This is a genomic window from Micromonospora sp. NPDC000207, assembly GCF_040300925.1.
GTDB lineage: Bacteria > Actinomycetota > Actinomycetes > Mycobacteriales > Micromonosporaceae > Micromonospora.
The window spans coordinates 12,845-24,755 of record NZ_JBEPEQ010000029.1 but is presented as its reverse complement, the minus strand read 5'-3'; the positions used below and the strand labels follow the sequence as shown (position 1 = coordinate 24,755).

At 71.1% G+C, this 11,911-nt stretch carries 9 protein-coding genes and 1 pseudogene; 5 read left to right on the top strand and 5 right to left on the bottom strand.

What is annotated here, in order from left to right; translation table 11 throughout:
• Together ABT336_RS09860 and ABT336_RS09855 are read left to right on the top strand one after the other, a co-directional pair.
• Positions 1–1,014, top strand: a complete 1,014-nt coding sequence (locus tag ABT336_RS09860) for an ABC transporter ATP-binding protein (protein ID WP_350896138.1) — start codon at positions 1–3, stop codon at positions 1,012–1,014.
• On the top strand, positions 1,011–2,114 hold the full coding sequence (locus ABT336_RS09855; protein WP_350896137.1) for an ABC transporter ATP-binding protein: 1,104 nt from the start codon (positions 1,011–1,013) through the stop codon (positions 2,112–2,114). The genes ABT336_RS09860 and ABT336_RS09855 overlap by 4 nt, the downstream gene beginning before the upstream one ends.
• An 85-nt stretch (positions 2,115–2,199) precedes the next feature.
• Here the strand turns inward: ABT336_RS09855 and ABT336_RS27495 are convergent.
• Together ABT336_RS27495 and ABT336_RS09845 are read right to left on the bottom strand one after the other, a co-directional pair.
• Positions 2,200–2,442 (bottom strand): annotated as a pseudogene (locus tag ABT336_RS27495) (hypothetical protein); the annotation flags it as partial.
• A 32-nt stretch (positions 2,443–2,474) separates the two neighbouring features.
• On the bottom strand, positions 2,475–3,122 hold the full coding sequence (locus ABT336_RS09845) for an HNH endonuclease family protein (protein WP_350896136.1): 648 nt from the start codon (positions 3,120–3,122) through the stop codon (positions 2,475–2,477).
• 109 nt (positions 3,123–3,231) lie between these two features.
• Here ABT336_RS09845 and ABT336_RS09840 point away from each other — a divergent pair, with 109 nt between their 5' ends.
• A complete protein-coding gene (locus ABT336_RS09840) occupies positions 3,232–4,698 on the top strand; it encodes a DHA2 family efflux MFS transporter permease subunit (RefSeq protein WP_350896135.1) in 1,467 nt (488 codons plus the stop codon).
• 29 nt (positions 4,699–4,727) lie between these two features.
• On the opposite strand, the gene leuA is transcribed toward ABT336_RS09840, so the two are convergent.
• Together leuA and ABT336_RS09830 are read right to left on the bottom strand one after the other, a co-directional pair.
• A complete protein-coding gene (gene leuA / locus ABT336_RS09835; RefSeq protein WP_350896134.1) occupies positions 4,728–6,470 on the bottom strand; it encodes a 2-isopropylmalate synthase in 1,743 nt (580 codons plus the stop codon).
• A gap of 198 nt (positions 6,471–6,668) precedes the next feature.
• On the bottom strand, positions 6,669–7,472 hold the full coding sequence (locus ABT336_RS09830) for a hypothetical protein (RefSeq protein WP_350896133.1): 804 nt from the start codon (positions 7,470–7,472) through the stop codon (positions 6,669–6,671).
• Positions 7,473–7,689: 217 nt separating this feature from the next.
• Between ABT336_RS09830 and ABT336_RS09825 the strand changes: the two genes are divergently transcribed.
• Both ABT336_RS09825 and ABT336_RS09820 read left to right on the top strand, forming a co-directional pair.
• The gene (locus ABT336_RS09825; RefSeq protein ID WP_350896132.1) at positions 7,690–8,955 is read left to right on the top strand and encodes an aspartate kinase; all 1,266 of its coding nucleotides are present in this window, start codon (positions 7,690–7,692) and stop codon (positions 8,953–8,955) included.
• 6 nt (positions 8,956–8,961) lie between these two features.
• Positions 8,962–10,023, top strand: a complete 1,062-nt coding sequence (locus tag ABT336_RS09820; protein ID WP_350896131.1) for an aspartate-semialdehyde dehydrogenase — start codon at positions 8,962–8,964, stop codon at positions 10,021–10,023.
• A gap of 11 nt (positions 10,024–10,034) precedes the next feature.
• On the opposite strand, the gene ABT336_RS09815 is transcribed toward ABT336_RS09820, so the two are convergent.
• Positions 10,035–11,462 (bottom strand): sensor domain-containing diguanylate cyclase, encoded by a 1,428-nt coding sequence (locus ABT336_RS09815; RefSeq protein WP_350896130.1) that lies wholly within the window; start codon positions 11,460–11,462, stop codon positions 10,035–10,037.
• Positions 11,463–11,911: the final 449 nt, after the last annotated feature.

Below are 11,911 nucleotides of genomic sequence, written 5' to 3'. Positions count from 1 at the left end.
ATGGCACTGCTCGATGTGGACGACCTCTCCGTCACCTTCGCCCGACGCGGCCAACGACCGGTACGGGCCGTCGACGGGGTCTCCTTCTCGGTAGACTCCGGTGAGATCGTCGGCCTGGTCGGCGAGTCCGGCTGCGGCAAGAGCGTGACCTCCCTGGCCGTCATGGGTCTGCTGCCCCGCCAACCCGGGTTGACCGTCGGCGGTCGGGCGGTCTTCGACGGCACCGACCTGCTCACCCTCGACGACCGGTCCCGGCGTGACATCAGGGGCCGGGACGTGGCGATGGTCTTCCAGGACCCGCTCTCCTCGCTGAACCCGGTCGTCCCCATCGGACTTCAGGTGACCGAGGTGCTGAGTCGACACCGTGGTCTCAAGGGCGAGGTGGCGGCGAAGGAGGCCGCAGCCCTCCTCGACCGGGTGGGCATCCCCGACCCGCGTCGCCGGTTGAAGGAGTACCCCCACCAGCTCTCCGGAGGGATGCGCCAGCGGGCCCTGATCGCCATGGCGGTGGCCTGCCGGCCCCGGCTGCTGATCGCCGACGAGCCCACCACCGCCCTCGACGTGACGATCCAGGCGCAGATCCTGGAGCTGCTCAAGGACCTGGTCCGTGACTCGGGGACCGCACTGGTGATGATCACCCACGATCTGGGGGTGGTCGCCGGGATGTGCGACACCATCAACGTGCTCTACGCCGGGCGGGTGGTGGAGACGGCCCGCCGTCGGCCCCTGTTCCGGGAGCCCCGCCACCCGTACACCGTGGGTCTGCTCGGGTCGGTGCCGCGCCTGGACGCCGGTCGCAGGGAACGGCTCAACCCGATCCCCGGATCCGTCCGGGACCTGCTGCCCTGGTCGGACGGGTGTGCGTTCGCGCCCCGCTGCGTCAACCGGGTCGACGACTGCGTGGGCGAGCCACCGGGGACGGTGCACGCCCACGGCGGTCGCGGCTACCGCTGCGTCAACCCGGCCCCCGCCCCCGGGTCGGTGCCCGCCCCGCGCGAGGAGGAGAAGCAGTGACCGCCGACGACGTCCTCGTCGAGCTACGCGACCTGAAGGTGCACTTCCCGATCAGGAAGGGGGTGCTCTTCGACCGGACCGTCGGACACGTCAGAGCCGTCGACGGGGTCGACCTGAGCATCCCCAAGGGCCGTACCTACGGCCTGGTCGGCGAGTCCGGCTGCGGGAAGTCCACCCTCGGACGGGCGCTGCTCCAGCTCACCCCCTCCACCGACGGTGAGGTGATCTTCGACGGGACGGACCTGGCCGGCCTCTCGGGTCGCCGGCTGCGCACCATGCGACGCCGGATGCAGATGATCTTCCAGGATCCGATGTCGAGCCTCGACCCCCGGCAGAACGTCGAGTCGATCCTCACCGAAGGGCTGCACACCCACGGCATCGGCGGAAACCGGGACGAGCGCCGACGGATCATCGGTGAGACCCTCGACAAGGTGGGATTGCCCCGGTGGTCGCTGTCCCGCTACCCGCACGAGTTCTCCGGGGGACAGCGGCAGCGCATCGGCATCGCCAGGGCCCTGGTGCTCGGGCCGGACCTGATCGTGGCCGACGAGCCGGTCTCCGCCCTGGACGTGTCGATCCAGGCCCAGGTGGTGAACCTGCTCGACGAGTTGCAGGACAGCCTCGGCCTGACCTACCTGGTGATCGCCCACGACCTGGCGGTGGTCCGACACATCTCCGACGTCGTCGGGGTGATGTACCTGGGCGCCATGGTCGAGGAGGCCCCGGCCGACCGGCTCTACACCGAGCCGCTGCACCCGTACACCAGGGCGCTGATGTCGGCGGTGCCGGTCCCCGACCCGGACGTGGAGGACCGCCGGGAGCGGATCCTGCTCTCCGGCGACCTGCCCTCCCCGGCGAAACCGCCGTCCGGGTGCCGGTTCCACACCCGGTGTCCGTGGGCGCAACCCACCCGGTGCGCCGACGAACGGCCCGCCCTCCGGGAGATCGGCGGCAGCCGGGTGGCCTGCCACTGGGCCGAGAAGATCGCCGCCGGCGAACTGCGCGCCCACGCGGTACGCCCACAGATCGTCCGCCCCGAGAGTGACGGGGAGGAACCCGAGGTCGTCTCCGCCCCCAAGGAACCCGGCTCGTACGTGTGACCCGAGGCGGGTGACCCGACGTGCGGTGACCCGCAGGGCGGGGCCGGGGCACCGTCTTCGACGTGCGGGCAGCCGCCCCGGCGGCTCAGCCCTCGGGGCGGTCCAGTAGGCCGACGGCGATCGTGTGCACCGTGTCGACGGCCGCCGGATCGGCCAGCGGAGCGCTCCCGCCGGTCACCGCGTACCACTCGTCGGCGTCCTTGTACTGCACCAGGACGGTGACCCGGCCGTCGGCGTACTCGGTGCGCAGCGTCAGCTCACCGGTCACCACCCCGACCTCGTCGGTCATCACCCCACCCGGGCCGGGCACGATGTCGGTGCTCCGGCTCGGGTCGACGGCGACCGGCTGTTCTTCCCCCATCAGCAGCCCTTCAACATGTCGGTCAACGCCGCCTTCTCGGCGCTGGTCACCGACAGCTCCCAGTGGTGCTTGACCTCGATCCAGTCTTCGGCGTACGTGCACCAGTATGACTGGTTCGGCGGCTTCCACTGGGACGGATCCTGGTCACCCTTGGACCGGTTGGAGCTGGCCGAGACAGCGAACAGCTGCGGCCGGTCCAGGTCGTTGGCGAAGTCGCCGCGCTTCGAGTCGTCCCACTCGTTGGCACCCGACCGCCACGCGTTCGCCAACGGAACCATGTGGTCGATGTCCACCTGGGAGGGGTCGGTGAAGGTGCGGCCGTCGTAGACGCTCTCCCAGTCGCCGCCGACGACGTTGCACTCGGAACGCTCGATTTTGTCGCCGTCGCGCTCCAGGACGGTGTCCCGGACGTCGCAGTTGCGACCCGTCTTACGCCAGTGCGGGAACCGGCTACGGCTGTAACCCTTCATCGACCCCGCAGTGGCGACTGTCAACTCGCTCAACATGGAGGCGGCGTTGCCGTCGGCACCCGGTGCGGACGAAGGTTCCGGTGTCACCTCCTCGACCGCGACGCAACCCGCGCCGGTCAGGGCGAGCGCCACCCCCAACGCGACGGCCACCACACGGGACCCTGATCTGGTACGCACAGACGACACCTCTTCAGCTTGCCGGGCTCCTGGCGATCCCGCACAGTACCGGAGCCGGTTTTGCCGATTCGTGGCCTCTCTCGGGCACCGCACGGGGATATTGGAGCCCATGAGTCGATCCGCGGAACCGCTCCGCCTGAGCAGCCACGCCGGTCGGGGCACGTTGCTCGCGGCGGTCCTCGCCTCCGGCATGGTCTTCCTGGACAGCACCGTGGTCAACGTGGCACTGCCCCGACTCGGTGCGGACCTCGGCGCGACCGTCGCCGATCTGCAATGGACGCTCAACGGCTACCTGCTGGTGCTCGCCGCCTTCGTCCTGCTGGGCGGTGCGCTGGGTGACCGGTTCGGACGGCGTCGGATCTTCCTGCTCGGCGTGCTCGCGTTCAGCGCCGCCTCCGTCGCGTGCGGACTCGCCCAGGACACCGGCGCGCTGATCGTCGCCCGGTTCCTCCAGGGAGCCGGCGGGGCACTGCTGACCCCGGGTTCCCTCGCCGTGATCCAGGCCAGTTTCCACCCCGACGACCGGGGTAGGGCGATCGGCGCGTGGTCCGGGTTGGCCGGGGTGTCGACGGCCCTGGGGCCGCTGATCGGCGGGTGGCTGATCGACTCCCTCTCCTGGCGGTGGATCTTCTTCCTCAACATCCCGCTGGCGGTGGTGGTGGTCCTGGCCGCCCTGCGGTGGGTCCCGGAGAGCCGGGACGACACCGCCTCACGTGCCGGTGGTGGGCCACCCGGGCGTCACCGGTTCGACGTCTCCGGAGCGGTCCTCGGCGCGGTGGCCCTGGCCGGGGTGACGTACGCGCTGATCGACGCCCCGGTACGCGGCTTCACCTCCCTGCCGATCCTGGGAGCGGCGCTGGTCGGCGTACTCGCCGCAGTGGCCTTCGTCCTGCTGGAACGGCGCCGGGGCGACGCGGCGATGCTCCCCACCGGGCTGTTCCACAGTCGGCTCTTCTCGGCGCTGAACATCTTCACGGTGGTGGTGTACGCCGCACTCGGCGGGTTCACCTTCTTCCTCGCCGTCTACCTCCAGAACGTGGTGGGCTGGTCGGCGCTGCTGGCCGGCCTGTCCACCCTGCCGCTGACGGTCCTGCTGCTGGTCGGCTCGCCGAAGGCCGGGGCGCTGTCCCAACGCATCGGCCCCCGGCTGCCGCTGACAGTCGGCCCGGTGATCGCCGCCGTCGGGCTGCTCCTGCTGCGCCCGGTCGCCCCCGGGGCGTCGTACTGGACCGACGTGTTGCCCGGGGTGACCCTCTTCGGAGCCGGTCTCACGCTGGTCGTTGCCCCACTGACCGCCTCGGTCCTGGCCGCCGTCGCCGACAGGTACGCCGGGGTGGCCAGTGGGTTCAACAACGCGGCGTCCCGGGCGGGAAGCCTGCTCGCGGTGGCCGCCCTGCCGTTGCTCGTCGGTCTCGGGGGCACCGGGTACGAGCAGAGCGCAGAACTGACCTCCGCCTACCGGGGGGCGCTCCTGTGGTGTGCCGGTCTGCTCCTGGCCGGGGCGGCCCTGGCCGCCCTTCTCGTCCACCGCCCGCCCCGGGGGAAGGAAGGGGCCCCGGCCGACACCCGCAGGTGAACGGGGAACCCCTTCCCTACCGTGGAAGGTCAGGGGCGGGCCCGGTTGACGGCGCTGGTGACCGCCTTGATCGAGGCGGTGACGATGTTGGCGTCGGTGCCGACACCCCAGATCTGTCGACCGTCCACCTCGCACTCCACGTACGCGGCGGCCTGGGCGTCGCCGCCGGAGGAGAGGGCGTGCTCGTGGTAGTCGAGCACCCGTACGGTCACGCCGACAGCCTCCAGGGCGTTGACGTACGCGTCGATCGGGCCGTTGCCGACCGCGTTGAGGGAGTGCTGTTCGCCGCCCGTCTCCACCTCGGCGGTGATCTCCACCTTGTCCTCGGCGGTGCCGATGGTGTAGCCGGTCAGGGCCACGGCGGGGTCCACCTGGTGGTCGACCAGGTAGTTGCGGGCGAAGATGTCCCACATCGTCGCCGGGCCGACCTCGCCACCGTCGTCGTCGGTGACCTTCTGGACCACCCCGGAGAACTCGATCTGGAGCCGGCGCGGCAGGTCCAGCTGGTGTTCGGTCTTCATGACGTACGCGACGCCGCCCTTGCCGGACTGCGAGTTGACCCGGATCACCGCCTCGTAGCTGCGGCCCAGGTCCTTCGGGTCGATCGGCAGGTAGGGCACCGCCCAGGTGTGGTCGTCCACCGGGGTCCCGGCCGCCGCCGCGTCGGCGTTCAGGGCGGCGAAGCCCTTGTTGATGGCGTCCTGGTGGGAGCCGGAGAAAGCGGTGTAGACCAGGTCACCGGCGTACGGGTGGCGCTCGTGGACGGGGAGCTGGTTGCAGTACTCGACGGCCCGCTTGATCTCGTCGATGTCGGAGAAGTCGATCTGCGGGTCGATGCCCTGGGAGAACAGGTTCAGCCCGAGGGTGACCAGATCGACGTTGCCGGTCCGCTCACCGTTGCCGAACAGGCATCCCTCGATCCGGTCCGCCCCGGCCAGGAGACCCAGCTCGGCGGCGGCCACCCCGGTTCCCCGGTCGTTGTGCGGGTGCAGGCTCAGCACCAGGCTGTCGCGGCGGGGCAGGTTCCGGTGCATCCACTCGATCGAGTCGGCGTACACGTTGGGGGTGGCCATCTCGACGGTGGCCGGCAGGTTGACGATCAGCTTGCGGTCCGGGGTGGGGTCGACCACCTCGATGACCTTGGAGCAGACCTCCAGCGCGTACTCCAGCTCGGTGCCGGTGTACGACTCGGGCGAGTACTCGTAGTGGATCTCGGTGTCCGGGGTGTGGATCTCGGCGTACTTCTGGCACAGCCGGGCCCCGGTGGTGGCGATGTCGGTGACACCGTCGCGGTCGAGGCCGAAGACGACCCGCCGCTGGAGGGTGGAGGTGGAGTTGTAGAAGTGCACGATGGCCCGCCGTGCCCCGCGCAGCGCCTCGAAGGTCCGCTCGATCAGGTGTTCCCGGCACTGGGTCAGCACCTGGATGGTGACGTCCTCGGGGATCAGGTCCTGCTCGATGAGCTGCCTGACGAACTCGTAGTCGGTCTGGCTGGCCGAGGGGAACCCGACCTCGATCTCCTTGTAGCCCATCTGCACCAGCAGGTGGAACATCCGGCGCTTGCGCTCCGGGGACATCGGGTCGATCAGCGCCTGGTTGCCGTCGCGCAGGTCCACGGCGCACCAGCGCGGGGCGACCTCGGTGCGCCGGGTGGGCCAGCGCCGGTCCGGCAGGTCGATCTGGAACTGCTCGTGGTACGGCTGGTAGCGGGTGTGCGGCATCCGGCTGGGACGCTGCCGGGCGATGGAGTCGGAGTCGGCGGACTGAGCCATGGTGGTGCTCCCAGGAAGATTCATGTGACGTCAGCGAGCTGCGGTGATCGGCCGGCTGTCGGGCGGAGCCCGGGGGACCGACGATGGGGACGCGGAACTGCTGGACGGCGCGGTGGGACTCCGCGACGAGGTGCCGGCCGGTCAGGCCCCGTCGCGGCGACCAAGGAGAAGGAACGCCTGCCACATGACAGCGCCAGACTACGTCGTGTGATGGGGGCTGGGAAGGTAGGTCCGGACAATGGGATCGGAGTCACCGGGAGTCGTCAGGTCCAGTGGATCGGCGTCGATCACCGGCCCGGCGAGCTGCACGGTGTCCGGGGCCGGACCGGGTGGTTCCACCAGGGTCAGGGTGCCGGTGACTGTCCGTACCGCGGTGATCGTGGCGTCCCGGTCGTAGCAGTAGATGCCGACGTCGAGGGGTGGGGGCAGGGCGGCGGTGGTGGACTCGACGGAGTAGCACGATCCGGCCGCCCCGGGCAGCTGCCGGGCGGCGGAGACCGCCAGTGGGGCCCGCCGGTCGGTGAGCACCGGCAGCCAGTCGGTGAACGGGTGCTGCACCCGGAGGTCGTACGGGTACGGCACCGGGGCGTCGGGGGCACCGAGGCGTACGCAGCCCGGCGGGCGGTCCGCCGCAGCGATGACGCACTGGTGGAGCCCGGCACCGGTGGCGGCGAGCGAGATCGCCCCGCCGCCCGGGGTCGTCTCCGACACGTCGACCCGCCAGGTGCCGTCGGTGGCCCGGGTGACCAGCACCGACCGGTCGGCCCGACCGGGGGTGGTCAGCGCGTACCGGGCGGTGAGGTGTCGGTCCTGGGCCGCCGCCGCCAGGGCGGCGAGTTCGTCGTGGGCGCCGCCGAGCCCGCCGGTGTTCACCCCGGCGACGGGTGGTGGCGTCGAGGGACCGTCGGTGGGCCGTTTGTCGGCGCAGGCGGTGAAACAGACCGGCAGGACCAGGACCAGCAGACCGGTCATCCGGCGCACCGGGGGCAGACGGGTGAACACCACCACATTGTCTCCGGTCGTTGCTGCCGTCAGCCGGACGTACCCGGCGTTTCGCCGGTCGACGGGCTGGTCACGTACCACGCAGGTCAGGCCGGATGGTGGGATCACCTGACCCGTTGGCCGTGGACGCCCGATACCCTGAGGGCGTCCGACCCGCGCCGCCGGTCACCCCGGCGGCGTCGGCACGCTCAGGGACCTGGGGAGGGAGTGCACCGTCGTGGCACTCGTGGTGCAGAAGTACGGCGGGTCCTCCGTCGCCAACGCCGAGCGGATCAAGCGGGTCGCGGAGCGGATCGTCGCCGCCCGCAAGGCCGGGGACGACGTCGTGGTGGTGGTCTCCGCCATGGGGGACACCACCGACGAGCTGCTCGACCTGGCCAACCAGGTCAGCCCGTTGCCTCCCGGCCGGGAGCTGGACATGCTCCTCACCGCCGGGGAGCGGATCTCCATGGCGCTGCTGGCCATGGCGATCCACAACCTGGGGTACGAAGCCCGTTCGTTCACCGGGTCGCAGGCAGGTGTGATCACCACCTCGGTGCACGGCCGGGCCCGGATCATCGACGTCACCCCGGGGCGGCTCAAGGGCGCGCTGGACGAGGGGGCGGTGGTCATCGTCGCCGGGTTCCAGGGGGTGTCCCAGGACACCAAGGACATCACCACCCTGGGCCGGGGCGGCTCGGACACCACTGCCGTGGCGCTCGCCGCCGCCCTGCACGCCGACGTCTGCGAGATCTACACCGACGTGGACGGCGTCTTCACCGCCGACCCGCGGATCGTGCCGAACGCGCGGCACATCAGGGACATCACCTACGAGGAGATGCTGGAGTTGGCCGCCTGCGGCGCGAAGGTGCTGCACCTGCGCAGCGTCGAGTACGCACGTCGCGCGGGGCTGCCGATCCACGTCCGTTCGTCATACTCGACAAACACCGGCACGATGGTCATCGGATCGATGGAGGACCTTCCTGTGGAGCAAGCACTCATCACCGGGGTCGCCCACGACCGCAGCGAGGCGAAGATCACGATCGTCGGGGTACCGGACGAGCCGGGGGCCGCTGCGGCGATCTTCGACACCGTCGCCGGTGCCGAGATCAACATCGACATGATCGTGCAGAACGTCTCGACCGAGGGCACCGGGCGCACCGACATCTCGTTCACCCTGCCCAAGGCGGACGGGCCGACCGCGATGGCCGCGCTCAGCAAGATCCAGGAGCCGGTCAAGTTCAAGGGTCTGCTCTACGACGACCACGTCGGCAAGGTGTCCCTGATCGGGGCCGGGATGCGCTCGCACCCGGGCGTCGCCGCCGGTTTCTTCGCCGCTCTCGGCACCGCCGGGGTGAACATCGAGATGATCTCCACCTCGGAGATCCGGGTCTCGGTGGTCTGCCGGGACACCGACCTGGACAAGGCCGTCCGTGCCATCCACGACGCCTTCGACCTGGGCGGCGAGACCGAAGCGGTGGTGTACGCGGGCACCGGCCGGTAACCGACAGTGGGGGCGCTGCCCACCCTGGCCGTGGTCGGGGCGACAGGTGCCGTCGGCACCGTGATGTGTCAACTGCTCTCCGCCCGCCGCAACCTGTGGGGCGAGATCCGGCTGTTCGCCTCGGCCCGCTCGGTGGGCCGGCGGGTGTCGTGTCGGGGCGAGGAGCTGACAGTCGAGGCCCTCACCCCGGCGGCGTTCGACGGGGTAGACGTCGCCGTGTTCAACGTGCCGGCCGAGGTCTGCGCGCAGTGGGCCCCGGTGGCCGTCGCCCGGGGCACCGTGGTGGTGGACAACTCGGACGCCTTCCGGATGGAGCGGGACGTCCCGCTGGTGGTGCCCGAGATCAACCCTGAGCAGGTACGCCACCGGCCCCGGGGGATCGTGGCCAACGGCAACTGCACCACCCTCGCCATGATCGTGGCGGTGGCCCCGCTGCACCGCGAGTACCACCTCCGTGAGCTGGTCGTCGCCTCGTACCAGGCCGCCTCGGGGGCCGGGCGGGCCGGAACGGAGACCCTGTACGCCCAGCTCGGCAAGGTCGCCGGGGACCGTGCACTCGGCTCCCGCCCCGGCGACGTACGGCAGGCCGTCGGCGACGAACTGGGCCCGTTCCCCGCCCCGCTGGCGCTCAACGTGGTCCCCTGGGCCGGTCTTGCGGTCGACGACGGGTGGTCGACCGAGGAGATGGAACTCCGCGACGAGTCCCGCAAGATCCTCGGCCTGCCCGACCTGAAGGTCTCCGCCACCTGCGTCCGGGTGCCGGTGGTCTCCGGACACTCGGTGGCTGTGCACGCGGTCTTCGCCGCCGAGGTCGACACCGAGGGGGCCCGTCAGGTCCTTCGGAACGCCCCCGGCGTGATCGTGGTCGACGACCCGGAGACCGGCGAGTTTCCGATGCCCATCGACGCGGTCGGGACCGACCCCTCCTGGGTCGGGCGGCTCCGACGTTCCCTCGACGACCCACGGGCCCTCGACTTCTTCGTCACCGGCGACAACCTCCGCAAGGGGACCGCCCTCAACACCGCCCAGATAGCCGAACTGATCGCCAAGGAGCTGACCACCCGCTGACCCCCGGAGCGTCAGGGGGTGGGGGAGAGGCGGACGGCGTTGCGACCGTTGCGTTTGACGGCGTAGAGGGCCTGGTCGGCCCGGCGGAGGGTGGCCTCCGGGGTCTCCCGGGGCTCGGCCAGGGCGACCCCGACGCTGATGGTCTGGCCGGTACGGCGAGCCGCCTCGGCCAACCGTTCACCGATCCGGACCGCCTCGGCGGGACGGTTCACCTCGATCACCGCCACGAACTCGTCCCCACCCACCCGGAACAGCTCGTCGCCCTGACGCAGCGCCCCCTGCAACGCCCGGGCCAGCCCGACCAGCAGCCGGTCGCCGGCCTGGTGGCCGTACGTGTCGTTGACGCTCTTGAACCCGTCGACGTCGATGGCGAGCAGGGCGGTACGCCCCGGGGTGGCGGCGGCGATCCGCTGCCCGAAGGGGCCGGTGTGCCGCAACCCGGTCAACGGGTCCGAGCTGGCCTGCTCGCTGAGCTGGGCCAGCGTACGCAGCCGGTCCAGGCAGGTCCACGCCTGACCGGCGAGCAACTCCATCAGGTTGACGGTGGTCGGGTCGGGGCTGAGCAGCCGTTCGTCGGCGACCAGGAGGACACCACCGTCGTCGGGGGGGCCGACCGGCACCACGATCAGGGTCCGGACCCCGGCGCGGGCCAGTGGTGCGTAGTCGACTGTCGGCGGGTGGCCTGCCTCACCCAACGTGTACGCCGACCCGTGCCGGTGGGCGCGGGCGACCATCCGGCCGAGGGTGCCGCCGGTAGCCTCGGTCAGCTCCGCCCGAACCCGACGCTCCAGTTCACCGGGGGTGCCGGTGGGGGAGCCGAGCCGAGGCCCACCTCGGTCGTCGTCGAGGACCAGCACCGCCGCACAGAGGGTGGAGACGTCCCGAGCGGCCCTGATCGCGATGGTCAACAGCTCCCGCTCGGTGGCGGCGGTGGTCATCGCGGCGGCGTGCCGGAGCAGTTTCTCGCTGCGGCTCTCGGCCGGAGGGCCGCCCAACGCCACGATCCGGGCCCCGAGGCGGTTCGCCACCCGTTCGGCGGTCTCCCGCCACTGGTCCAGCTCCACCGGGTCCGACCACTGGAGGTCGAGTACGCCGATCGGCCGCCCCGCCGGGTCGAGCACCGGTACGCACACCTGGGCCGTCACGTCGGGGCGTACCGGCAGGTAGTCGGGGTCCTCGGTGACGTGCGGGACCGTCGATCCGACGCCCGTGGCGTACACCCGGCCGACGATTCCCGCCTTCGGGGCGACTGTCGAGAAGACCTGCCAGGAGCCGGTGGCGGCGATGCACCGGAGCCGGTCGTGCACCTGGAGCAGGACGCAGATGGTGGCCGGTGCGTAGCGGGCCAGCGCGGCGACGGTCCACTGGCACGCCTCGACAGCGGTCGACGCCATCGGCAGGCGGACCGTGACGTCACGAATGACCCGGTGATGATCCACGTATACGTCGTTCCAGGTGAGGGGGGATGCTTGACTCGTCAAGGGTACTCACCGACGGGCGGGTCCCCGTCTTCGTACACATGTTCCATCCACAGGCTGTGGACAGCCGTCCACCTGCTGATGATCGACTGGTCGGTGGTGGGGGTGTCCGGGTGGCCGGTGCGCCGGTTCGGCGCGTACCTGGCCGAACGGCTCACGGTGATCAGCCGGTGGCGGCCGACGGCCTGACCGGGCCGGTGGCCGGGGTGCCCGGGACGGACTGTCGCACCGGGTCCCGTCGGTGGTCGCGCCGACCTTCGGCGGGCCCCGGCTGGACGTTCGGTGATCATGCGGTCAGCCCCGCAGGTCCACTTGCCGGCCAGCGCCCGTCGACGGTCCACAAGCGAGCCGCGCGTCGGTAACCTCAGGCTCCACGTCGGGGGCGTGGATTTCACACCGGCAGCGCAGCG